Genomic DNA, 22,739 nt, shown 5'->3' with positions numbered 1-22,739 from the left:
ACTTGACAGAAAAGCACGATCGTACGATTCTGGTGTCATGAGCAAGGGCCAGGCGACCAAGGAGGCGATCCTCGACGAGGCCGTCGGGATCGCCTCGCGCGTCGGGTTCAACGGCCTCACCATCGGCCAGCTCGCCGAGTCGACCGGGATGAGCAAGTCCGGGCTGTTCGCCCACTTCAGGTCCAAGGAGGCGCTCCAGCTGGAGACGCTCGAGCGCGGTCGCGAGCGGTTCACCGACCTCGTCATCCGGCCGACGCTCAGCGCGCCGCGCGGTGTCGAGCGGGTCCGGACGCTCTTCGAGAGCTGGCTCACCTGGGAGACCGCGGCCCTGGAAGGCGGGTGCGTCTTCGTCGCCGGCTCGGTGGAGTACGACGACCAGCCCGGTCCGATGCGCGACGCGCTGGTCCGCAACCAGCAGGACTGGGCCGACTTCATCGCCACCGTCGCCGGCACCGCCGTCAGCGAGGGGCACTTCCGCGCCGACCTGGACCTGCAGCAGTTCACCTTCACCCTGCAGGGCCTGATGTACGCCTACCACCACAGCGCGCGCCTGCTGCGCGACCCGCGCGCGCTCGACCTCACCCGTGCCGCCCTCGAGCAGCTGCTCGAGGCCAGCGCCGCCTGACCCCCCTCAACCCAAGGAGAGAGACCCATGTCCTGGTCAAAGAAAAGCACGATCGTTCGTGCTAGGAACCACGCAGTCCGGCAGCTCTTCCGCTCCGGCGAGTACGTCGCGCCGTGGCGTACCGGCCGGCTGGCGCGCGACCTGTGGTTCACCGCCCCGCCCCGGATGGGCGAGCTCCCACGTCCCGCCGGCGGCGAGGCCATCGAGCTCGAGGCCCAGGGGCACGCGGTCCGCGGCTGGACCTGGGGCGAGGGGCCGACGGTCTACCTGATGCACGGCTGGGGCGGCCGGGGCACCCAGTTCGCCGCGCTGGTGGAGCCGCTCGTGGCGACCGGCCATCGGGTGGTGATGATCGACGCGCCGTCCCACGGGGACTCCGACCACGGCCCCGCCGGACCGGGGCGCACGCACGGCATCGAGTTCGCCCGCGCCCTCGACGCCGCCTTCCTGCGCTACGGCCCGGCCGAGGCCGTCGTCGCGCACTCCCTGGGGACCATCGCGACCTACCTCGCGCTGCGCTTCGGGTGGCTCGGCACCCGGCGGCTCGTGCTCCTCGCTCCGATGGTGCACGCGCAGTCGCTCTTCGACGGCTTCCAGGCCGCACTGGGCTTCGGCCCGCGCACCCGTCGCGCGTTCGACCGTCAGGTCGAGGCACTCACGGGCATCCCCGGCCGCGACTTCGACGCCGTGACGCAGGCCGGCCACCTCGACCCGGTGGCCACGCTGGTCGTCGCGGACCGCGGCGACCGGCAGACGCCCTACGCCGACGCCGTCGAGCTCGCCGACGCGGTCGACGCCCACCTGGTCACGACCGACGGCCTCGGCCACCGTCGTCTGCTGAGCGATCCCGCCGTCGTACGCACCGTCGTGGCGTTCGTGACCGATACCGACGAACGGCGCGATCGGACCGCCTGACGACGCACGAGACCCGACGAGGAGTCCTCCTCAGACGGCCCGCTTCCTCGGTGAGTTCTGCGCGGTCATGCCCGGGTCGCTCACCACCACGTCGCCGAGCGCCTCGTCGATCGCCTTCATGGCCTCGGCCTCGAGCCGGACGCCGGCGGCCTTGACGTTCTCCTCGACCTGCTCGGGTCGGGAGGCGCCAACGAGGGCTGCGGCGACGTTGTCGTTCTGCAGCACCCAGGCGACGGCGAGCTGGGCCATCGTGAGGCCGGCCTCGTCGGCGATCGGGCGCAGCCGCTGCACACGCTCGAGGATGTCGTCGCGCATGAACCGGCTGATCATGTCGGCGCCGCCCTTCTCGTCGGTGGCGCGCGAGCCAGCGGGCGGTGCCTGACCGGGCTGGTACTTCCCGGTCAGCACGCCCTGGGCGATCGGGCTCCACACGATCTGGCTGATGCCGAGCTCTTCACAGGCGGGCACGACCTGGCCCTCGATGACCCGCCAGAGCATGGAGTACTGCGGCTGGCTGGAGATCAGCTGGACGCCGAGCTCGGTCGCCAGCTCGTGGCTGGCGCGGATCTGGTCGGCCGTCCACTCGCTGACGCCGATGTAGAGCGCCTTGCCCTGGCGGACGACGTCGGCGAAGGCCTGCATCGTCTCCTCCAGCGGCGTCTCGGTGTCGAAGCGGTGCGCCTGGTAGAGGTCGACGTAGTCGGTCTGCAGCCGGGTCAGCGAGCCGTTGATCGACTCCATGATGTGCTTGCGGGACAGCCCGGTGTCGTTCTTGCCCTTCGGCCCGGTGGGCCAGTAGACCTTGGTGAAGATCTCCAGGCTCTCGCGCCGCTCCCCCTTCAGCGCCTCGCCGAGCACGCTCTCCGCCACGGTGTTGGCATAGACGTCGGCGGTGTCGAAGGTGCTGATGCCGTGGTCGAGCGCCGCGCGGACACACGCCGTCGCCGCGTCGTTCTCGACCTGCGACCCGTGGGTGAGCCAGTTGCCGTAGGTGATCTCGCTGATCTTGAGTCCACTGTTGCCGAGGTATCGAAACTCCATGTCGCCACCGTAGGACCCACCCCCTGAGCGATCGCGAGAGGGACCGGGTCGGACGAGCCCGTCGCACCCCCCGACGTACTCTGGACCCGACCCGGGCGCATCCTGATCCGCCCCGGGAGCCCTTCCTCCCGGAGGTCTCGCCATGGACCCGACCAGCGCGCACGAGGCGTCCCGCCCGCCGATCGACGCACACGTGCACGACGTGGTGGACCTCGCGACCGGCTCGGTGGTCAGCACGCCGGGCTCGGCGGCACCGACCGCCTCCGAGCGGGCCTCCCGGCTGCAGCGGCGGGGCTTCCCGATCGACCTGCTCGGCACTCCCAGCCACCGGCTCAGCCCGAAGTACCCCTACCAGGCCTCCCCCGAGGGCTACCTCGACGCCTATGCCGGCGACTGGTCGGCCGGCAACGACCAGATCTGGTGGCGGCTCCCGGCGACCTTCGACAACGACCACCCCACGGTCAACGCGATCTTCTCCGGCGTCGCCGCCGGCGCCCGGGTGCTGACGCTCGACGTCGAGGTCTGGCCCTACGCCGGCCGCACCGGCACCATCGTCGTCTTCGTCGGCGACACCCAGGCGCAGATCCCGGTAAGCAGTCCGACCGCCCGCACCATCGACGTGTCGTTCACGCACGACAGCAGCGACCCCTTCACGGCGATGGTGGAGCTGCGGCAGGGCGTCTACGACTTCGTCGTGCACGAGGTCACCCTGCGCTCGCCCGGCATCGTGGTCACCCAGCAGCCGCCGCGCGCCTGACGCCGCCGCCACGCGACCCTCCCCGCGGCCGGGGGCCAGTACCCTCAGGCATGCTCCTGCACCTGCTGGCGATCGCGGCCGGCGTCGTGGTGCTCGCGAAGGCCGCCGACGCGTTCGTCGCCGGCGCGGCGGCGCTGTCGCTGCGGTGGGGGCTGCCGGCCGTGGTCGTCGGGGCCGTCGTCATCGGGTTCGGTACGTCGGCCCCCGAGCTGGTCGTGTCGGGCATCGCGGCGGCGGAGGGCGGGGCCGACATCGCGCTCGGCAACATCATCGGCTCCAACGGGGCTGCGGATCGCCGTTGACCGTGACGTCGTACGCCGCTCCGGCCCTCACCCTGGTGCTCGGGATCGCCGCACTGGTGGCCACCGGGATCACCGTCGACGCGGGCACCATCCGACGCGAGGTCCCGCTCGGCATCGGCGCCACGGCGCTGTTCGGCTGGTTCGTCCACGACGGGCTGAGCTCGACCGAGGGGCTGATCCTGCTCGCCGTCCTGGTCGGCGTCCTCGCGATCATCCTGCTCACCGGCCGCGACCGCCCCGACAGCTTCACCGAGCAGGCCGCCGACAACGCGCCCGAGCGCAGCGCCGAGGCCCGCAGTCCCGTGTGGCAGACCGTGCTGGGGATGCTCGGGGTGGTGCTCGCCGCCCAGGTCCTGGTCTACGGCGCGATCGGCGTCGCCGGCGACTTCGGCCTGTCCGGTGGCTTCGTCGGCATGACGATCGTCGCGATCGGCACCTCCCTGCCCGAGATCGTGACCTCCACGCAGGCCGCCTCCCAGGGCCGCACCGATCTGCTGGTCGGCAACCTGCTCGGCTCCAACATGTTCAACTCCCTCGCGGTCGGCGGCACCGTCGCCCTGCTGGCTCCAGGACCGGAGGGCGCCGACAACCTGGCCGTCGTCGGGGTCGGCGCGATGGTCGCGACCTCCCTGCTGGCACTGGTGTTCCTGTTCACCAGCCGCCTGGTCACGCGCTCCGAGGGGACGCTGCTGATCGGCAGCTACGTCATCCTGCTGCCGTTCCTGACCTGAGCGGGAGGTCAGTCCGGAGTGTCGAGCACCAGCCGCTGACCACCGTCGGCGAGCTCGCGGCTGACGTCGAGATGGCCGGCGTGCGTGGCGGTCTCCACCAGCACGTGCAGCAGCACCTCGCGCACCGTGGAGTACATCGGCGAGTCGTCGAACCACCAGCGGGGCGCGGCGTCGAGGTCGAGGTCGGCCAGGGCGTCGTTGCCGAGCGCGCACTCGGCGGCATAGGCCGCCAGCAGCTCGTCGTCCGACTGGTCCTCGGGCGCCAGCCAGCCGTCGTAGCCGGTCGGCAGGTCGACGGACTCCCCCGCCACGACCGCGCGCAGCCAGAAGCGCTCGACGTCGAGCGTCAGGTGCCGGACCAGGCCGCGCGGCGTCCAGCCCGACGGCACGAACGAGCGCGCCCGCGCCTCGGGCGGCATCGCCTCGACCTGGGTGGCGATGTGCCGCCGCTTGGCGTCGAGCCAGCCGAGCAGCTCGTCCTTGGTGGTGTCGGCGGTTCCCCCGTGGTCATCCATGACCCCAGTCAACCCTGCGCGCTCACGCCCGGGTCGACGCCCCGCCGAGCGCGCCGCCGATCGCCGCGTCGAGGATGTCCAGGCCGGCGTGCAGCTCGTCCTCGCCGATCGTCAGCGGCGGGGCGAGCCGGAAGATGCCGCCCATGCCGGGCAGCTGCACGATGTTGAGGTGGAGGCCCGCCTCCAGGCAGCGCCGGGTGATCTCCTGCCCCAGTCCGTCGGCAGGGGTCTTGGACGCCTTGTCGGTGACCAGCTCCAGGCCCTGCAGCAGCCCGCGACCGCGGACGTCGCCGACGACGTCGTACGACGACTCCAGGGCCTCCAGGCGCTCGCGCAGCAGGGCGCCGAGCTTGGCCGCGCGGGCCACCAGGTCGTCGCGCCGGATCACGTCGAGCACCGTGAGCCCGACGGCCGCCGCGAGCGGGTCGGACACGTGCGTGGTGAAGAACAGGAAGCCGCGGTCGAAGCAGGCCTGCTCGATCTCGGGGGTGGTGATCGTGGCGGCCACGGGAAGCCCGGCGCCGAGCGTCTTGGAGAGCGTGAGGATGTCGGGGGCGACGCCGTCGCGCTCGAAGGCGTACATCGTGCCGGTGCGGCCGAGGCCGGTCTGCGCCTCGTCGAGGATCAGCAGCATGCCCCGCCGGTCGCAGTGCTCACGCAGGCGGGCGAGGTAGCCGAGCGGCAGGTCGACGATGCCGCCGGAGCTGAGGATCGGCTCCACCAGGCATGCCGCGAGGCTGCCCGACGACTGCTGGTCGACCAGCCCGAAGCCGTAGTCGAGCTCGGCCTCCCAGTCATAGCTCCCGTCGGGATGCCGGAACGGCGACCGGTAGGCGTGCGGGGTGGGCAGCACGAGGTTGCCCGGGATCGCCGGTCCGTAGCCCCTGCGGCCGGCGGAGTACGTCGCCGCCGAGGCGCCCGCCGTCATCCCGTGCCAGGACCGGTCGAAGGACACGATCTCGAAGCCGCCGGTGAAGAGCTTGGCGAGCTTGATCGCCGCCTCGTTGGACTCCGCGCCCGTGGTCAGCAGCATCATCTTGCTCAGCTGCGGTGGCAGCGTCTCGGCCAGCCGCCCGCCGAGCTCCAGCAGCGGCGGGCTCACCATGCCGCTGAACAGGTGGTCGAGCTCGGCCACCTGGCGCGAGACGGTGGCCACGATGTCGGGATGGGCGTGGCCGAGCACCGCGCTCATCTGCCCCGAGGTGAAGTCGAGGATGGCGCGGCCCTCGGTGTCGTAGACATAGGCGCCGGCGGCGCGCTCGATCACCCGCGGTCCGAAACCGCCGCCGTAGCGGATGAGGTGCTCCGTCATGTCCATCCTGCGCCGTCCTTCGTCCTCGGAGCCCCCGGTCCGCCCATTCTCTCCTGCCGGGACCCGCGGCGGGCCGGTGTCCGCGCCGGCCGGGCGGCGGACCGCGGCGATAGCCCCATCGGGCCATGTCGACGACGACGGACGGCCGTGGGACGGTGGAGATTTGTCAGGCGCGATGCGCTCGGGGCACCACGCGCGAGTCCGGCCGAGTGGAAACCGCCATGATCGCGTTCTACCGGAGTGCCAGCATCGCCCCCGGCAAGATCCGGGAGTCGATGATGTTCGCCCAGGAGATCGCCGCCTACATCAAGGAGCTGACCGGCACGGAGGTCACCGTCGCCGTGCCCGTGGGAGGCAACCCCAACCGGGTCGGCTGGGCGGCGCAGTACGACAACCTCGCCGGGCTCGAGGCGATGATGGGCACCCTGATGGCGGACGAGAAGTACCTCGAGCTGGTGGCCAACGGGTCCACCAACTTCATCGCCGGCTCCGTCCACGACGACATCTGGTCGACCGTCTGAGCGGGACACCGGCCGGCGTCGGGCGACCGCGTCGGCCGGTCGGCGGGTGGCCGGTCGCGACCCTTGACATAGCGTCGTTATTTGCATAACAGTGTTATCCGTGAAGCGCGACGCGACCGGCACCGACCACCCACCCAGCAGGGTCGAGACCCAGGCCCGGACGCGCGCCGCCCTGCTTGCGGCCGCCCGCGAGTGCTTCCTCGAGCGCGGCTTCCACGACGCCTCGGTCGGCGAGATCGCCCGGCGGGCGGGCTACACCACGGGCGCGCTCTACTCGAACTTCGGCGGCAAGGACGACCTGTTCCTCGCCATGCTCGACGAGCACCTGGTCGACCGGGCGCAGTCCCAGCGGCACCGGATGGCCGAGGGCGCCACCTTCGAGGAGGCCGTCCGAGCCGCCGCTCGCGACCTGCACCGGGCCGGCGAGCGGGAGCCCGGGATGACGCCGCTGACCGTGGAGTTCTGGACCTACGCCGCGTCGCGGCCCGAGCTGCGGGAGCGGGCGCGCGCCCTGCAGGCACGCCAGATCGAGTGGATCGCCGACCTGGTGCGGGGCGTGTGCGAGCGCCACGGGGTCCGGCCCGGCTGACGCCGACGGAGGTGGCCCGCGGCGGCGGCGCTGTCGCGGGGAGTCCGGCTCGAGCGGCTGCTCGAGCCCGGGGGCATCGCGGAGGAGGCCTTCGTCGACATGTTCACCGCCTACCTGATGGGCCTGAAGGAGTCGCGATGACCACCGTCACCAACCCGCTCACCTCCCTGGTCGGGGAGCTCGCCGCCCGCGACCGGTGGACCCGGGCGGAGGTGGAGGGCCACCAGCGCGCGGCGCTGCGCTCGCTCGTCCAGCACGCCGTCGAGCGGTCGCCGTACTATCGCGAGGCGCTGGGCGCCGACGCCGCCGACCGTCCCCTGCAGGACCTGCCGGTGCTGACCAAGGCGACGATGATGGACCACTACGACGACGTCGTGACCGACCCGCGGCTGCGCATCGACGCCATCGACGCCCACCTGGCCGGGCCCGACGGACACACGCCGTTCGCGGACGGGTTCGAGGTCTTCGCCACCTCCGGCACCACCGGCGCCCGTGGGGTGTTCGCCTACCGCCCCGACGAGCTCCGGCTGGCGCTGGCGACCACGCTCCGCGGCATGATGCGGCTCGGCGCCCGACCCGGCCTCCGGCTGGTCGGGGTGGGGTCACCAGCCCGCTGTTCATGTCGCGACGCATCTTCGCCGGCATGCACGCCGGCGCCGCCGTCCAGCCGCCGGACATCTCGGACCACCCGGTGGCCGAGGCGGTGGCCGCGCTCAACGAGTTCCAGCCCGAGGCGCTGCTCGGCTACCCCACCAACATCGCGCTGCTCGCCGCCGAGCAGCAGGCCGGCCGGCTGCGGATCTCACCCACCGTCGTCGGCACCGGGTCGGAGGTACAGACCGCCGACCACGCCGAGCGGATCCACGACGCCTGGGGCGTCCGCCCCGGAACGCCTACGTCACCACCGAGGCGTGTCCGGTGGCCCTCAGCTGTCCGCTCGGCGTCGGCCTGCACGTCGCCGAGGACATGGTGATCATCGAGGTCGTCGACGAGCACGGCGCTCCGGTGCCGGCCGGCACCCCCGGGCACCGCCTGCTGCTCACCAACCTGGCCAACCTGACCCAGCCACTGATCCGCTACGAGCTGACCGACTCGGTGACCATGGCCGACGGCCCCAACCCGGCCGGGATGCCCTGGCAGCGCATCGCCGCCGTGGGCGGACGCACCGGCGAGATCCTCCGACTGCCCGGCCGGAACGGCGACGTGCGGGTGCACCCCACCAGCTGCGCGCGCCGCTGGCCGCCTACCCCGACGTGGTGCAGTACCAGTTCGTGGTGCGCGACCGTCGCGTCGAGCTGGCCCTGGTCGTCCGCGGCGACGCCCGGCACGACGTCGCGGCGCTGGTCGGCACCGCGGTGAGCACCGCGCTCATCTGCCCCGAGGTGAAGTCGAGGATGGCGCGGCCCTCGGTGTCGTAGACATAGGCCCCGGCGGCGCGCTCGATCACCCGCGGTCCGAAACCGCCGCCATAGCGGATGAGGTGCTCCGTCATGTCCATTCCCGGTCCTCCTGTCCTTGTCTCCGGTCTCAGGATCGGGTGGGTCCGTGGAGCCCGTGGCGCACCCGGCGTACGCCGAGCCAGACGAAGAGCAGCACGACCGGGATCGCCGCGGCCTGGAGGTACTCCTTGTCGATGTCGGCCCAGTGCGCCACCGGAGCCAGCACGTAGCCCAGCAGCCCGACAGCGTAGTAGCTCACCGCCACCACCGATAGTCCCTCGACCGCGTGCTGCAGGCGCAGCTGCGCCTCCGAACGACGGTCGAGGCTCTCCAGCAGCTGGGCGTTCTGGGCCGAGCGGGCCACGTCGACCCGAGCCCGCAGCAGGTCGCCGGCACGACCGGCCCGTTCGATCACCCGGGCGAGCCGTCGTTCGGTGGAGGCCACGGTCCGCATCGCGGGCGTGTAGCGCAGCGCGAGGAACTCGCGCAGCAGCTGCCGGCCGCCGAACCGGGTCTCCCCCAGGGCGGCCAGGCGGTCGGCCACGATCGCCTCGTAGGCGCGGGCCGCGGCGAACCGGAAGTCGTGCCGGCTGGCCAGCTCCTCCAGCTGGGCGCTGACCCGCAGCAGCTCGTGGAGGGTGTCCTCCGTCGAGTGGGACTCGTCGTCGATCCGCTCGGCCAGGTCGAGCAGTCGCGGCTCCAGCTCACCCAGCCGGGACCCGATCGTCCCCGCGGACTCCAGCGTGAGCATCGAGAGCGCTCGGTAGGTCTCGATCTCGATCAGCCGGCGGACCACCCGGCCGGTGCGCCCGGGCCCCATCTCCGGGCTTGCCATCACCAGGAACCGCAGGCAGCCCTGGCCGTCGATCCGGAAGTCGGTGGCCACGGTGATCTGCTGCTCCTGCACCTGGGAGATGAGCAGGTCGGTGGAGTCGAGGTGCTGCTTGGCGAGGGCGACCACGGCCGCGTCGTCGGCCGGCATCGGCACCACCTCGACGAGCACCGCCACCGCGCGCGGACCGCCGACCGCGGCGGCCCACTCCGGCGTCAACGGCACCCGGGCGGGGTCGAACAGCGTGTCCTGCGCGCCCGGGACGACCGCGGTGAACGACGCGAACTCGTGGTGCTCCTCCACGGAGACCTCGGCCTCGACCTGCTCGGCGATCTCCCGGTCGTGGGCGCGGTCGCGACCGGCGGCGCCCGCGGCCGGCAGGAACGCGGCGAAGGCCACCGTGGCGGGCGCCCGCAGCCGGGGCGCCGGACGCGCATGGAGGTCGGCCACCAGTGAGCGGCGGAGCTCCAGCGCCTCGAGCGGCTCGCTCCCCACGGACGCTGTCATGACTGCATCCTCCCAGGCGGGGTCGGCACCCAGAACGCCAGTGCCGGACCGAGCCAGGTCGCCTCGGCCCTCGGCGTATCCGAGAGGCCAGGACCTCGGTCCTCTAGGTCGGATGCCCGCGCACCTCGCGCGGACCGAGGACGGAGGTACAGACAGTGAACCGTGAGTTCCTGGCCCTGGTGGCCAAGATCAACCCGCAGGCGTGGGACGCCCTGATCCCGCGCTATGTCGGAAGCCGGCGCTTCGCGGAGCAGGCCGGCGAGAAGGTCAGCCTCAACCCGCAGCCGATCCCTCCCGGGGAGGCCGAGGTGGGCGCCCAGCTGGTCGCCGACGCGCTCGAGGCGGCGATCATCGTCGTCGGCGGACGCGGCGGCGACGTCGGCGGCGCGTTCATGGAGGAGGTCGACGACATCTGCGGCACCGGCTGGCGGAAGTGGTGGCCGAAGCCCCCGCGGCCGCCGTGGTGGGACGACCGTGCGGTGTTCACCGGGGCCGCGTTGCAGGCCGCGGCGCTGGCCGGCCGGTTCGACCACAACCCCGAGCTGCAGGCCACGCTGCTCGACGCCGCGGAGCGCTTCGGCGACGCGGCCGGCTGACGGCCCGCCGGAGCAAGGTCGGCGTCGCTCGCGCTCAGCGGGCGGCGTCGACCAGGGCGCGGACCACGTCGAGCTGCTTGGGCTCGGTCTGCCAGGTGTCCTCGGGATGCCACTGGACGCCGAGGTACCACCCGTCGTACGCCGGCAGCTCGACCGCCTCGATCACGCCCTCCTCCGAGCGCGCGGTGACGACCAGGCCCTCGCCCAGGTCGGCGAGGCACTGGTGGTGGTAGCAGGAGACCTCGACCGACTCGCCGACCACCTGCGCCGCCCGGGTCCGGTGGTCGACGGTGACGTGGTGGACGTGGTTGCGGTGGTGGGCGAGCTCGCTGTCGTGCTCGTCCATGTCCTGCACCAGCGTGCCGCCGAGCGCGACGTTGAGCACCTGGGTGCCCCGGCAGATGGTGAGCAACGGGATGCGCCGCGCCAGGGCGACCCGCGCGACCGCCAGGTCGAAGGCGTCCTGCTCCTCGTCGACGTCGTAGAGCGTGTGGTGGTGCCCCTGCGCCGACCAGCGGCCCGAGAGGTCGCCGCCGCCGGGCAGCAGGATGCCGTCGGCCCAGGCCAGCCTTGCCGAGACCTCGTCGTCGGACACCGCGCCGCCTGGAGCGTGCGGGTGCACGAGCAGCGGCTCGCCGCCGGCGGCGAAGACCGCGGTGACCAGGTTGTGCGAGCCGACCTCGGCCCGGTGTCGCAGCGCCGACGCGCTCTGCGAGAACCGCGACGGGATGGCGATCAGCGGACGCCGCTCCCCCGGGGCCACCTCAGATCTCCGAGGCGGGAGGCTTGGGCGGCCGGATGCCGCGGAACTCCCAGTCGCCGCCCTGGGCGGTGGAGAGCACCTCTTCGGTCTCGGTCGGCTGGGCGCCCACGTCGTCACGGATCGGCGTCGGGCCGGTGACGATGTGGTTGCGCAGCGTGCCGAGCCCCTCGACCTCGACCTCGACGACGTCGCCGGGATAGACGGTGCGCGAGATGGCCGGCGTGCCCGACAGCAGCAGGTCGCCCGGCTGCAGCGTGATCGTCCTCGCGATGTCGGCGACGAGATAGTGCATGTCCCACTCCATCTCGTCGGTCGTCGCGTCCTGCTTCACCTCGCCGTTGACGATCGTGCGGAGCCGCTTGCCACGGAAGTCCCAGCCCTCGACCACGCCCGGGCCGACCGGGCACAGGGTGTCGGAGCCCTTGACGCGCAGCATCGAGCCGGAGTCGGTGTCGCGGAAGTCGTGCAGACCGTAGTCGTTGGCGACGGTGTAGCCGCGGATGTAGTCACCGGCCTCCTCGGGCGAGACGTTGCGGCAGGTGCGGCCGATCACGATGGCGATCTCGCCCTCGTAGTTGAGCCACTTGCACAGCTCGGGGCGCACCACGGCGGCGTCGTGGGAGTTGAGCGCCGACACCGGCTTGTGGAAGTACGTCGGCGCCGGAGGCAGCTTGGTCATCATCTCGTCGACGCGCGAGCGGTAGTTGAGGTGCACGCAGATGATCTTCGACGGCGTCACCGGCGGCAGGTGGACGGCGTCGGCGATCGCGGTGACCCGGCCGTCGCCGGCCACCAGGTCGTCGCCGTCGCGCACCACGTCGACGGGGTAGCCGTCCAGCAGGATCCGTCGTGTCTCTCGCATCGCGCTCTCTCTCGGTGTCCGGGGCTCTCGGTCGTGGCGGGGGTCAGCCGGCGGCCGGGACGTCGGCGCCGGGGTTGCCCATCTGGCGGAGGTACTCCGGGTCCTCGGGCGTGGCCCGCGGGCGCGGGAACCCTCCCTCGGGCCGATCGAACCACAGGTGCACCTGGCCGGTGCCGATGGAGTTCTCGTAGTCGCCGTACTGCCGGGCGCGGGAGGTGTTGGCGTCCTCACCCAACGCGCCGGCGAGCATGAGGTAGTGGGCGAACATCGCCTCGGGCCGGTAGGGCATGAACGCCGGCATCGTCTCGAGCACCGTGGCGTGGTCGCCCTCCTTGAACCAGGCGATCCGTTCCATGTCGGCGGCGTAGGCCTCGGGGGTGCGAATGTGCTCGACGCCGGCGGCTTCGTGGTCGCGCAGCTGGCGCAGCTTCCAGAAGGTGTGGGACAGCGCTCCCGACGCGAGCACCAGCACCTTGCGGTCGGTCTCGGCGATGGCGTCGCCCAGCACCCGGCCGGCGCGAAGGAAGTCCTCGAGCTCACCGGTCTGCGCGACGCTGACCGAGATCCACCTCTTGTCGAGCCCCTCGCCGAGGAACTTCCAGAGGTTGAGGGTGGCGTAGTACATCGGCAGGTAGGGGTCGTCGATCGCCGTCACCCAGGTGGAGTGCCGGGCGTCGAGCCGGTCCATCGCCCACGCGAGCTCCGGATCGCCGACCCAGTCGTAGGGGATGCGGCACATGCCGCGCGGCAGCTCCTCGGCCGTGAACAGTCCGGCGCGGCGGTCCTGTGCGGTCACGACGAACTCCACGGTGGTGAACCAGTGGGAGTCGAGCACCACGACCGTGTCGTAGTCGACGGTCTCGAAGACGTCGCGACGCAGCTGGTGCAGCGCGTCGACCAGGGTGAAGTCCGGTCCGTTGTTGAGCTCGCGCCGGGTCTCCTCGGGCAGCATGATCGTCGGGACGTGCGCCAGGACGCCGGCGCCCACCACCTCACCCATGGTCACTCCTTCCAGCCGGTGGGGCTGAAGACGCTGTTCTTGATGTCGGTGTAGAAGTCGAAGCTCCAGATGCCGCCCTCACGGCCGATCCCCGACCGGCCGTTGCCGCCGAAGGGGGCACCCAGGTCGCGCACGAAGAAGCAGTTGACCCAGACGGTGCCGGCATCGAGCGCCGCGGAGACCCGTTCGGCGCGGTCGGGGTTGCCGGTGGCGAGGGTCGCGGCCAGTCCGAAGCGGGTGTCGTTGGCCAGGGCCACCGCCTCCTCCTCGGAGTCGAACGACTCGATCGTGGTGATCGGGCCGAACACCTCCTCGGTCAGGATCTCCGAGCCGGGCGGCGCGTCGACGATGATCGTGGGCTGGAAGTAGAGGCCACCCAGGTCGGCGTTGGGTCCGCCGCCGAGCAGCACCCGGGCGCCGTCGGCCTTCGCCCGCTCGACGAAGCCGACCATCTGGTCGAACTGGCGGCGGTGGATCAGCGCCGCGACGTCGGTGTCGTCGTCGCGCGGGTCGCCCTGCGTGAGCCGGGAGGCCTTCGCGACGACACGCTCGGTGAACTCCTCCACGAGGCTCGAGTGGACGAGCATCCGGGCCGCCTTGAGACAGCCCGGGCCGGCGTTGTCGAACTGCTCGACGGCCAGGTCGACGGCCAGGTCGAGGTCGGCGTCACCGAAGACGACGTAGGGCGACTTGCCGCCGAGCTCGAAGCTGAGGGGTACGACGTTGCGCGCGGCCGCCGCCGCGACCAGGCTGGCCGTCGGGACCGACCCGGTGAAGGCGAGTCGGCTCAGGCCCGGGTGCGCGGTGAGCGGCGCACCCGCGTCGGCGCCGAGCCCCTGCACGACGTTGAAGACACCGTCGGGCACCCCGGCCTCGGCCATGATGTCGGCCAGCAGGCTCGCGGTCAGCGGCGCCCACTCCGGGGGTTTGAGGACCACGGTGTTGCCCGCGGCCAGCGCCGGCCCGATCCGCCAGGTGGCCAGCATCAGCGGGGCGTTCCACGGGGTGATGATCGCGACCACGCCGGCGGGGTCGTAGGTCACCCGCTCACGATGACCGCGCACCTCCATGTCGGGGTGGCCCAGCTGCTCCTCGGCATAGTCGGCGAAGAAGCGGAAGTTCATCGCCACCCGCGGCATCACGCCACGTCGGTGCGAGCGGATCAGCGAGCCGTTGTCGCGGGTCTCCACCCGCGAGAGCTCCTCGACCCGGGCCTCGACTCCGTCGGCGACGCGCCGCAGGATCGCCGAGCGCTCGGCCACCGGCAGCGCGGCCCAGGCGGGGAAGGCGGCGCGGGCGGCAGTCACCGCCAGGTTCACCTCGTCCGCGCCGCCAGCATGCACCCGCGCGATGACGCTCTCGTCGATCGGCGACAGGTCGTCGAAGGTGGTGGCGGAGGAGACCCGCCGGCCGCCGATCCAGTGCCGGGTGTCGACCTCGACGCCCTCGACGACGGCCACGTCGCCCGAGGCGTCGGCGGCGGAGGACGCGCCGGGGGCGTGCTGGGTCATCGCAGGTCCTCTCGGTCGGCGTACCGCTCGTGGCCATGGCGGCTAGATCGTTCGGGTCCAAACGTATTTGCCCAACGTAGGGGGACCTGACCGACCGGGTCAAGGCTGCCCGAATGTCGGGCCGGGTCCTTGTGGCCGAGATTGTTTGGGCCCTATCGTACGGACCCGAACGGAATACGTGTGACCTGGCGCACACCGTCTCCGCGTCGTCTCGGAGCGACGCACACCGAGTCCACCGCAACCCGGAGAGAGCGCATGAGCAACTCTGAGCCCACGACGTCCCATCCCGAGCCCCACGAGCTGCTGCCCGGCGAGAAGCTCGCCAAGAACAAGCTCGGCATCGCCGGCGTCGTCTTCTTCGTCGTCGCCGCCGCGGCGCCGCTGGTCGGCATGACCGGTGCCGTCCCCGTCGCGATCGTCCTCGGCAACGGCGCCGGCGCCCCTGGGGCCTACCTCGTCGTCGGGCTGGTGCTGCTGCTCTTCAGCGTCGGCTACGCCGCGATGAGCGAGAAGGTCAGCAACGCCGGCGCGTTCTTCGCCTACGTCGGCCGCGGTCTCGGGCTGGTGCCGGGCGTCGGTTCGGCGTTCGTGTCGCTGCTCGCCGTACATCACCATCCAGCTGGCCATCTTCGGCTTCTTCGGCGCCGTCGCCGAGGGACAGCTCAACGCCAAGCTCGGCACCGACTTCGCGTGGTGGGGCCTGGTGCTTCTTCGCCTGGGCGATCGTCACCCTGCTCTCGATCCTGCAGGTCGACATCGGCGCCAAGGTGCTGGGTGTGCTGATGCTCCTCGAGGTCACCTCCCTGGCGGTCACGGCGCTGGCCGTGCTCTTCAAGGGTGGCGGGCCCGAGGGCTTCGACCTCGCCGCGTCCTTCTCTCCCAGCAGCATCTTCGCCGGCGGGTTCGGCGGCGGCGCCGGCATCGCGCTGGCCTTCGCCTTCGCGTCCTACATCGGCTTCGAGGCCACCGCGATCTATGCCGAGGAGACCAAGGACCCGAAGCGGGCCGTGCCGATCGCGACCTACACCGCGGTGGGCCTGATCGCCGCCTTGTTCGCGATCACCTCCTTCGCCATGGTGAGCGCGCTGGGCAGCAGCCAGGTGATCGACCAGGTGGTCGCCCACGCGGGTGAGGACCTCGGCGCCCCCGAGGAGGTGCTCTTCTCGGTCGCCAGCGAGTACGTCGGCGGCTGGCTGGCCACCACCATGAGCTGGCTGGTCCTCTCCAGCCTGTTCGCCGGGCTGCTGGCCTTCCAGAACTCCGCCGCTCGCTACTTCTACTCCATGGGCCGGGCGGGTGTGCTGCCCCGGGCACTCGACCACGTGAACAAGCAGGGGTCGCCGTTGGTCGGCGCGCTCGCGACGTCGGCCGTGTCGGGCGCAGTGATCACCTGGTTCGCCGCGACGGACAAGGACCCGGTGGGCAACATGTTCCTCTGGTTCAGCGCGGTGGCGGTGTTGGCCATCGTCGTGGTGGAGGTCCTGGTCTCCCTGGCGGTGATCGCCTACTTCCGGCGCACCCGCGAGGACACCCGGGTCTGGAACACGCTGATCGCGCCCGCGCTCTCAGCCCTCTTCCTCGTCGCGGGGGCCTACCTCGTGATGTCGCGGTTCGGACTGCTCGCCGGCACCACGCAGCCTGACGTCGACCCGACCGTCCAGACCTTCGGCCTCAACACCTTGGGCTGGGTCCTGGTCCTGTCCCCGTTCATCGCCTTCGTGATCGGCACCATCATCGGCGCCGTGCGCCGCTCGGACGAGAACGAGGACGCCGTCGCCGACCTGGTCACCTGACCTCGACCCGGCAGAACCTCGGGTTGACCCGGCAGAACCTCGCACTCCTGCGCCTGAACTTCTGCCGGGTCAACACAAGGAGGAAGCACGCGATGGCCACGCCCCGCATGGTCCTGATGCTGAGCGAGAACTGGACCATGGGCCCTCGACCGGACCTGCCCGAGCTGGTCCGATGGGCCAGGGTCGCCGAGGATGCCGGCTTCGACGGCGTGATGATCAGCGAACACGTCGTCCTCGGGCCCGACGCCAGCGACCAGGGCCTGATGAGCAACCCGCGGATGTACGCCCTGCCCGGCAACCAGGAGCCGGACACTCCGTGGCCGAACTCCCTGATGCTCCTCTCGGCGATCTCGGCGGTCACCACGCGGCTGCGTCTCGTCGCGGCCGCCGTGTTGGCCCCGCTGCGGCATCCGCTGCTGCTGGCACGCGAGCTCGGAACCCTGGACCTGCTCAGCGGCGGTCGGCTGGTGGTGCAGCCGACCGTCAGCTGGAGCCGCGACGAGTACGCCGCCCTGGGGGTGCCGTTCGCCGAGCGCGGCAAGATCCTCGACGAGCAGCTGGAGATCATGCGCCTCGCCTGGCAGCCCGGGCCCTTGTCGTTCGAAGGGCGCTACTTCTCCTTCCGCGATGTCACCCTCGAGCCGCGCGCCTTCCACCCGGACGGCCCGCGGTTGTGGTTCGGCGGGCAGCGGCTACACGGCGCCCTGCTCCGGCGCCTGGTCCGCCACGGCCACGGCTTCCATCCCCTCGGAGCGCCCAGCGACGAGGACATGCGGACGCTCGGCGAGGCGTTCTCCGCGGCGGGCCGCGACCTCGCCGAGCTGGAGATGGTCGGCGGGACCCGGGCCGTCTTCCCCGACGACCACTCCCCCGCCGATCTCGGCCGCGCGATGGCCGCCATCCCGGCCCAGCTCGAGGCCGGCTTCACCACGTTCGCGCTCAAGCCGTCGCAGTACGTCGACCACGTCGCCGACCTGGAGCGCTTCTGCGCCGACGTCATCCGCCGGGCCGAGGCGATGGCCGACCCTCACTGACCATCCTCACCCCACCGTCTGCGACGCCTCGCCCCACCGTCTGCGACGCCTCACCGCCCCATCTGCGACGCCCCGACGTTTACACAACTGCAACGAATTCGGCGGCGTGGAGCCGTTGTCCCGCCGGAATCCGCGCGGATAGGGTGCGTGGATCGTCGGGACCAGTCGGCGGGCAGCGTTTCAGCAACATGGCCCGCCGGCCCCGTCCGGGCGAGGCTCCCGGCAGGCACCGACGAACAGGCACAGGCACCGATGACGCACGCCGCCCCCACCGACCTGGGCAACGCGAAGGACACCGGCGCGACCACGCCCGCGGTCGAGCTGTCCGGCGTGTCCAAGCGGTTCGGCGACGTGGTGGCGGTCGACGGGGTCGACCTGACCATCGCCGACGGCGAGTTCTTCTCGATGCTCGGCCCGTCGGGCTCGGGCAAGACCACGGTGCTGCGGATGGTCGCCGGCTTCGAGGAGCCGACGAGCGGCCGGGTGCTGCTCGGCGGCGAGGACGTCACCGGCCGACCGCCGTACGCCCGCGACGTCAACACCGTCTTCCAGGACTACGCCCTGTTCCCGCACATGGACGTGCTCGCCAACGTGGAGTACGGCCTGCGGGTCAAGAAGATCGCCAAGAAGGAGCGCCGCGAGCGCGCGCTCGAGGCGCTCGACACCGTCCGCCTCTCCGGGTACGCCGACCGGCGGCCGAGCCAGCTCTCCGGCGGCCAGCGGCAGCGCGTCGCCCTGGCCCGGGCGTTGGTCAACCGGCCCCGGGTGCTGCTGCTCGACGAGCCGCTCGGCGCCCTGGACCTCAAGCTGCGCCGGGAGATGCAGATCGAGCTGAAGCAGATCCAGCGCGACGTCGGCATCACCTTCTGTTTCGTGACCCACGACCAGGAGGAGGCGCTCACGATGAGCGACCGGATCGCGGTCTTCAACGAAGGGCAGATCCAGCAGGTCGCCGCCCCCGCCGAGCTCTACGAGCACCCGGCCACCGACTTCGTGGCCGGCTTCGTCGGCACCTCCAACCTGTTGAAGGGCGAGGCCGCCCGGGCGGTCTTCGGCCGCGACGGGCACGTCAGCATCCGCCCCGAGAAGATCCACATGACGGCCCACGGCGCCGCCGCCGACGAGCCGCCGCGGGCCAGCGGCACGGTCTCCGAGGTCGCCTACCTCGGCTCGGTCACCCACTTCGGCGTCGACCTCGACGGCGGCGGGCATCTCACGGTGCTGCGCCAGAACCTCCACGGCAGCGCCGACCAGGCGCTCAGCCAGCGCGGCCAGCGCGTCGACCTGGGCTGGGCCGACGAGCACGTCATCACGCTCACCCCCACCGCCTCGGACCCGGGCTCAGCGGACCCGGCGGCCGACGGAGCAACCACCCCCTGAGCCTGGACGCCCGACGCCGGGCCAGGCACGCAACCACGAAGGAGAAACAGATGAGGATCAACCGACGGTTCCGGGTGCTGGCCGGCACGGCCGCGCTCGCGCTGTCCGTGGCTGCCTGCGGCGCGGAGTCCGGGGGCGGCGGCACCGACACCCCGAGTGACGGCGGCTCCAGCGCACCCCAGGGGTTCCAGGTGCCCGACATCCCGATGGCCGACGCGCTGGGCGACAACGAGGGCGCGATCAACATCCTGGCCTGGCCCGGCTACGCGGAGGACGGCTCCTCCGACAAGAACTACGACTGGGTGCACCCGTTCGAGAAGGAGACCGGGTGCAAGGCCAACGTGAAGACCTTCGCCACCTCCGACGAGGCGGTCGAGCTGATGAAGTCCGGCCAGTACGACGTGGTCTCGGCCTCCGGCGACGCCTCGCTGCGGCTGATCGCGGCCGGCGACGTGGCCCCGGTCAACACCGACCTGGTGCCCAACTACGCCGACGTGTGGGACTTCCTCAAGGACCGTGACTGGAACTCCGTCAACGGCCAGATGTACGGCATCCCGCACGGCTACGGCGCCAACCTGCTGATGTGGCGCACCGACATCGTCAAGCCCGCCCCCACCTCCTGGGGCGTGGTGTTCGACGAGAACTCGCCCTACGCCGGCAAGGTCACGGCCTACGACAGCCCGATCTACATCGCCGACGCGGCTCTCTACCTGATGAAGACCCAGCCCGACCTGGGCATCACCGACCCCTACGCGCTCGACGCCGACCAGCTGGCCGCCGCGGTCGACCTGCTGAAGAAGCAGAAGACCGTGGTCGGGGAGTACTGGTCCGACTACACCAAGGAGATCTCGGCGTTCAAGAGCGGCGACTCCGTGCTCGGCACCACCTGGCAGATCATCGTCAGCCTGGCCCAGGCCGAGAAGGCGCCGGTCAAGGCGATCCTGCCCGAAGAGGGCGCGACCGGCTGGTCCGACACCTGGATGATCAGCAGCAAGGCCGAGCACCCCAACTGCGCCTACGCGTGGATGAACCACATCATCAGCCCGGAGGCCAACGACTCGGTCGCCGAGTGGTTCGGTGAGGCTCCCGCCAACGCCAAGGCGTGCGACATCGCCACCGAAGGCTTCTGCGACGAGTACCACGCCGGTGACGAGGCGTTCGCCGACCAGATCTACTACTGGACCACCCCGATCTCGGAGTGCCTGGACGGCAGGACCGACGTGGAGTGCACGACGTACTCCGACTGGACGCAGGCCTGGACCGAGATCAAGGGCTGACCGAGGCCCGGAACCGGTCACCGATGTCGGGATTCCTCCACCGCCACCCCCGGCTGCGGCTGGCGGGGCTGCTCACGCCCCCCATGCTGTGGCTGGGGGTGGCCTACCTCGGCGCCCTCGCGGCGCTGTTCATCACCTCGCTCTGGACGGTCGACGACTTCACCGGCCAGGTGCGCATCGAGTGGAACCTCGACAACCTCAAGGACGTCGTCACCGTCCCCGTCTATCGCGCCGTCACGCTGCGCACCCTCGGGGTGGCGGCGCTGGTGACCCTGATCGATGCTCTGCTGGCCTTCCCGATCGCGCTGTTCATGGCGAAGGTGGCCAGTGTGCGCTGGCAGCGCATCCTGGTCATCGCGGTGCTGACGCCGCTGTGGGCGTCCTACCTCGTCAAGGCCTACGCCTGGCGCGCGATGTTCTCCAGCACCGGCCCGATCGACTGGGCGTTGGCGCCGTTCGGGATGAGCGGGCCGGGCTACGGCCTGCCCGCCACGGTGATCACGCTGGCCTACCTGTGGCTGCCCTACATGATCCTGCCGTTGTACGCCGGCCTCGAGCGGATCCCCGACTCGCTGCTCGAGGCGTCCGCCGACCTCGGCGCCGGGCCGTGGCTGACGATCCGCCGGGTGGTGCTCCCGGCGCTGTTCCCGGCCCTGGTGGCCGGGTCGATCTTCACGTTCTCACTGACGATGGGCGACTACATCGCGGTCAAGATCGTCGGCGGCACCACCCAGATGCTGGGCAACGTCGTCTACGACACCTTCCTCACCGCCAACAACAAGCCGCTGGCGGCCGCGGTCTCGATGATCCCCGTCGTCGTGATGCTGGTCTACCTGGCCCTGGTGCGGCGCACCGGCGCGTTGGAGAACGTCTGATGGGCCCGTCGTCCGGGTCCCGCCGCCTGCTCGGGGTGCTCAGCGCCCTGGTGCTGGTGTTCGTCTATGCCCCGCTGGCACTGGTGGTCGTCAACTCCTTCAACACCTCCCGCTCGTTCGCCTGGCCGCCCGACGGGTTCACCACCGAGTGGTGGGTGGCGGCGTGGCACTCCCAGGCGGCGCGCGACGCGGTCTGGGTGTCGGTGCAGGTGGCGGTGGTCGCCACCGCGGTCGCGCTCGTGCTCGGCACGATGGCGGCGATGGCCCTCTCGCGCTATCGCTTCTTCGGTCGCGACACCGTGTCGCTGCTGATCATCCTGCCGATCGCGCTGCCCGGCGTGGTGACCGGCATCGCGCTGTCCAACGCCTTCCAGACCATCCTCGACATCCCGCTGGGCTTCCTGACGCTGGTCATCGCGCACGCGACGTTCTGCATCGTGACCGTCTTCAACAACTCGATCGCCCGGCTGCGCCGCCTGGGCAGCTCGCTGGAGGAGGCGTCGATGGACCTCGGCGCCGGCCCGGTCCGGACCTTCGCGACCATCACCTTCCCGATGATGCGCTCGGCGCTGCTCGCCGGGGCGCTGCTGTCCTTCGCGCTCAGCTTCGACGAGATCATCGTGACGACGTTCACCGCCGGCGCCGGCATCCAGACCCTGCCGATCTGGATCTTCCAGAACCTCTTCCGCCCCAACCAGGGGCCGATCGTCACCGTCGTCGCGGCCGTGCTGATCCTGCTCTCGGTGGTCCCCATCTGGCTCGCCCAGAGGCTCGGCGGCGCCGACGAGGGGATCACCAGCTCCCGCTGACGGGCAGCCGAGGCGTCGCAGACGGGGCGGCGACGCGTCGCAGACGGGCGCCCACGCGTCGCAGACGGCGAGGTCAGCGCAGCGCGGCGCGGATCCGGTCGCTGGTCAGCTCGGCCTGGTAGATCAGCGACCCCAACGTGGGGCCGGAGACGGTGACCGACAGCAGGAGGTCGTCGTGCTCGAGCCGGACGGGCAGGACCACCGTGATGCTCTTGCCGTGCACCAGCGTGACCAGCGCGAGGGAGGTGTCGCCGTCCTCGGAGCCGCCCGCAGCCGGGTCGGTGGCGGCCGAGGCGAGCGAGGTCATCGAGCTGACCATCGAGGCGAGCCGGCGGGCCTCGTCGTCGTCGAGCCCGATCGCGCACAGCCCGAAGCCGTCTGCGGTCGACACCAGCGCCGACTCCACTCCGGGCAGCGCCGCGTCGAGCTCGTCCAGCGTGGGCAGCGCACGGTCCGCGACCTCGACCGCCCAGTCCTCCCACGAGCCCGCGGCGGCCGAGCCGGTGATGGTCGTGTCGAGCTCCTCGCCGGGAGCGTGCCGCTCGTGCGCATGCAGGGGTACGACGACCGGCTGCTCGCCCCCGAGCGCAGAGGTGCTCATCGACATCCCTCGCGGGTTGACCCGGTGGTCACCCGGCGCGGACCCGTCGGGACTCGCAGCGACGACACAGATCTCCTCGTGGCATGGCTCTGCACTGGTCGCGCCAGCCTAGGGGCGGCCCGACCCGGCCGCGGGCGAATCCGCAGATGCGC

The 22,739-nt window shown here is 71.5% G+C and carries 26 protein-coding genes; 17 read left to right on the top strand and 9 right to left on the bottom strand.

Translation table 11 applies throughout. The annotated features are described in order from the left end of the window. Positions 1-37: 37 nt before the first annotated feature. Both R2740_RS03635 and R2740_RS03630 read left to right on the top strand, forming a co-directional pair. Positions 38-625, top strand: a complete 588-nt coding sequence (locus R2740_RS03635) for a TetR/AcrR family transcriptional regulator (RefSeq protein WP_371301332.1) — start codon at positions 38-40, stop codon at positions 623-625. 27 nt (positions 626-652) lie between these two features. After that, positions 653-1,540, top strand: a complete 888-nt coding sequence (locus R2740_RS03630) for an alpha/beta fold hydrolase (RefSeq protein ID WP_371301331.1) — start codon at positions 653-655, stop codon at positions 1,538-1,540. Positions 1,541-1,570: 30 nt separating this feature from the next. Here the strand turns inward: R2740_RS03630 and R2740_RS03625 are convergent, their stop codons facing one another. Further along, a complete protein-coding gene (locus R2740_RS03625; RefSeq protein ID WP_371301330.1) occupies positions 1,571-2,581 on the bottom strand; it encodes an aldo/keto reductase family protein in 1,011 nt (336 codons plus the stop codon). Between the two features lie 142 nt (positions 2,582-2,723). Between R2740_RS03625 and R2740_RS03620 the strand changes: the two genes are divergently transcribed. The 3 genes from R2740_RS03620 to R2740_RS03610 are packed head-to-tail and all read left to right on the top strand — an operon-like array spanning position 2,724 to position 4,371. Further along, positions 2,724-3,338 carry a hypothetical protein gene (locus R2740_RS03620; protein ID WP_371301329.1) on the top strand — a complete coding sequence of 205 codons (615 nt, stop codon included), beginning with the start codon at positions 2,724-2,726 and terminating at the stop codon, positions 3,336-3,338. A gap of 50 nt (positions 3,339-3,388) precedes the next feature. After that, positions 3,389-3,640 (top strand): hypothetical protein, encoded by a 252-nt coding sequence (locus R2740_RS03615; RefSeq protein WP_371301328.1) that lies wholly within the window; start codon positions 3,389-3,391, stop codon positions 3,638-3,640. A gap of 2 nt (positions 3,641-3,642) precedes the next feature. Beyond that, a complete protein-coding gene (locus R2740_RS03610; protein WP_371301645.1) occupies positions 3,643-4,371 on the top strand; it encodes a sodium:calcium antiporter in 729 nt (242 codons plus the stop codon). 8 nt (positions 4,372-4,379) lie between these two features. Here the strand turns inward: R2740_RS03610 and R2740_RS03605 are convergent, their stop codons facing one another. Together R2740_RS03605 and R2740_RS03600 are read right to left on the bottom strand one after the other, a co-directional pair. Further along, a complete protein-coding gene (locus R2740_RS03605; RefSeq protein ID WP_371301327.1) occupies positions 4,380-4,886 on the bottom strand; it encodes a DUF664 domain-containing protein in 507 nt (168 codons plus the stop codon). Positions 4,887-4,908: 22 nt separating this feature from the next. Continuing rightward, on the bottom strand, positions 4,909-6,198 hold the full coding sequence (locus R2740_RS03600) for an aspartate aminotransferase family protein (protein ID WP_371301326.1): 1,290 nt from the start codon (positions 6,196-6,198) through the stop codon (positions 4,909-4,911). A gap of 221 nt (positions 6,199-6,419) precedes the next feature. Here R2740_RS03600 and R2740_RS03595 point away from each other — a divergent pair, with 221 nt between their 5' ends. The 4 genes from R2740_RS03595 to R2740_RS03580 all read left to right on the top strand — a co-directional run bounded on the left by R2740_RS03595 (position 6,420) and on the right by R2740_RS03580 (position 8,667). Then, a complete protein-coding gene (locus R2740_RS03595) occupies positions 6,420-6,719 on the top strand; it encodes a hypothetical protein (protein ID WP_371301325.1) in 300 nt (99 codons plus the stop codon). A 100-nt stretch (positions 6,720-6,819) separates the two neighbouring features. Beyond that, positions 6,820-7,308, top strand: a complete 489-nt coding sequence (locus tag R2740_RS03590; RefSeq protein ID WP_371301324.1) for a TetR/AcrR family transcriptional regulator — start codon at positions 6,820-6,822, stop codon at positions 7,306-7,308. Between the two features lie 619 nt (positions 7,309-7,927). Then, positions 7,928-8,281, top strand: coding sequence for a hypothetical protein (locus tag R2740_RS03585; RefSeq protein ID WP_371301323.1), 354 nt, complete (start codon positions 7,928-7,930; stop codon positions 8,279-8,281). Next, complete coding sequence (locus R2740_RS03580) at positions 8,227-8,667, top strand: hypothetical protein (protein WP_371301322.1); 441 nt, start codon at positions 8,227-8,229, stop codon at positions 8,665-8,667. The genes R2740_RS03585 and R2740_RS03580 overlap by 55 nt, the downstream gene beginning before the upstream one ends. Positions 8,668-8,835: 168 nt before the next feature. Here R2740_RS03580 and R2740_RS03575 read toward each other — a convergent pair whose 3' ends face one another. Next, positions 8,836-10,086: a DUF3422 family protein gene (locus R2740_RS03575; RefSeq protein ID WP_371301321.1), complete on the bottom strand. Its 1,251-nt coding sequence runs from the start codon at positions 10,084-10,086 to the stop codon at positions 8,836-8,838. Positions 10,087-10,241: 155 nt separating this feature from the next. On the opposite strand from R2740_RS03575, the gene R2740_RS03570 reads away from it, so the two are divergent. Then, positions 10,242-10,682 (top strand): hypothetical protein, encoded by a 441-nt coding sequence (locus R2740_RS03570; protein ID WP_371301320.1) that lies wholly within the window; start codon positions 10,242-10,244, stop codon positions 10,680-10,682. A gap of 34 nt (positions 10,683-10,716) precedes the next feature. Here the strand turns inward: R2740_RS03570 and R2740_RS03565 are convergent, their stop codons facing one another. The 4 genes from R2740_RS03565 to R2740_RS03550 are packed head-to-tail and all read right to left on the bottom strand — an operon-like array spanning position 10,717 to position 14,818. After that, on the bottom strand, positions 10,717-11,445 hold the full coding sequence (locus R2740_RS03565; protein ID WP_371301319.1) for a gamma-glutamyl-gamma-aminobutyrate hydrolase family protein: 729 nt from the start codon (positions 11,443-11,445) through the stop codon (positions 10,717-10,719). 1 nt (position 11,446) lies between these two features. Next, positions 11,447-12,307: a fumarylacetoacetate hydrolase family protein gene (locus R2740_RS03560; RefSeq protein ID WP_371301318.1), complete on the bottom strand. Its 861-nt coding sequence runs from the start codon at positions 12,305-12,307 to the stop codon at positions 11,447-11,449. Positions 12,308-12,350: 43 nt separating this feature from the next. Beyond that, positions 12,351-13,307: a catechol 1,2-dioxygenase gene (locus tag R2740_RS03555; RefSeq protein ID WP_371301317.1), complete on the bottom strand. Its 957-nt coding sequence runs from the start codon at positions 13,305-13,307 to the stop codon at positions 12,351-12,353. Between the two features lie 2 nt (positions 13,308-13,309). Then, entirely contained in the window at positions 13,310-14,818 is a 1,509-nt protein-coding gene (locus tag R2740_RS03550) for an aldehyde dehydrogenase (protein ID WP_371301316.1), read from the bottom strand. Between the two features lie 255 nt (positions 14,819-15,073). Between R2740_RS03550 and R2740_RS03545 the strand changes: the two genes are divergently transcribed. From R2740_RS03545 to R2740_RS03515, 7 genes are all read left to right on the top strand, one after another. Beyond that, positions 15,074-15,601 carry a hypothetical protein gene (locus R2740_RS03545; protein WP_371301315.1) on the top strand — a complete coding sequence of 176 codons (528 nt, stop codon included), beginning with the start codon at positions 15,074-15,076 and terminating at the stop codon, positions 15,599-15,601. Then, positions 15,541-16,611, top strand: coding sequence for an APC family permease (locus R2740_RS03540; protein ID WP_371301644.1), 1,071 nt, complete (start codon positions 15,541-15,543; stop codon positions 16,609-16,611). The genes R2740_RS03545 and R2740_RS03540 overlap by 61 nt, the downstream gene beginning before the upstream one ends. Before the next feature lie 92 nt (positions 16,612-16,703). Then, positions 16,704-17,645, top strand: a complete 942-nt coding sequence (locus R2740_RS03535) for a TIGR03619 family F420-dependent LLM class oxidoreductase (RefSeq protein WP_371301314.1) — start codon at positions 16,704-16,706, stop codon at positions 17,643-17,645. A 252-nt stretch (positions 17,646-17,897) separates the two neighbouring features. Then, entirely contained in the window at positions 17,898-19,025 is a 1,128-nt protein-coding gene (locus R2740_RS03530; protein ID WP_371301313.1) for an ABC transporter ATP-binding protein, read from the top strand. Positions 19,026-19,075: 50 nt separating this feature from the next. Then, on the top strand, positions 19,076-20,302 hold the full coding sequence (locus R2740_RS03525; protein WP_371301312.1) for an ABC transporter substrate-binding protein: 1,227 nt from the start codon (positions 19,076-19,078) through the stop codon (positions 20,300-20,302). Positions 20,303-20,325: 23 nt separating this feature from the next. Continuing rightward, entirely contained in the window at positions 20,326-21,177 is an 852-nt protein-coding gene (locus R2740_RS03520; RefSeq protein ID WP_371301311.1) for an ABC transporter permease, read from the top strand. After that, complete coding sequence (locus R2740_RS03515) at positions 21,177-21,986, top strand: ABC transporter permease (protein WP_371301310.1); 810 nt, start codon at positions 21,177-21,179, stop codon at positions 21,984-21,986. The genes R2740_RS03520 and R2740_RS03515 overlap by 1 nt, the downstream gene beginning before the upstream one ends. A 73-nt stretch (positions 21,987-22,059) precedes the next feature. Here the strand turns inward: R2740_RS03515 and R2740_RS03510 are convergent, their stop codons facing one another. Continuing rightward, the gene (locus R2740_RS03510; protein ID WP_371301309.1) at positions 22,060-22,587 is read right to left on the bottom strand and encodes a roadblock/LC7 domain-containing protein; all 528 of its coding nucleotides are present in this window, start codon (positions 22,585-22,587) and stop codon (positions 22,060-22,062) included. Positions 22,588-22,739: the final 152 nt, after the last annotated feature.

Source organism: Nocardioides sp., from assembly GCF_041393715.1.
Lineage (GTDB): Bacteria > Actinomycetota > Actinomycetes > Propionibacteriales > Nocardioidaceae > Nocardioides.
This window is presented reverse-complemented; position numbering and strand designations above follow the sequence as displayed.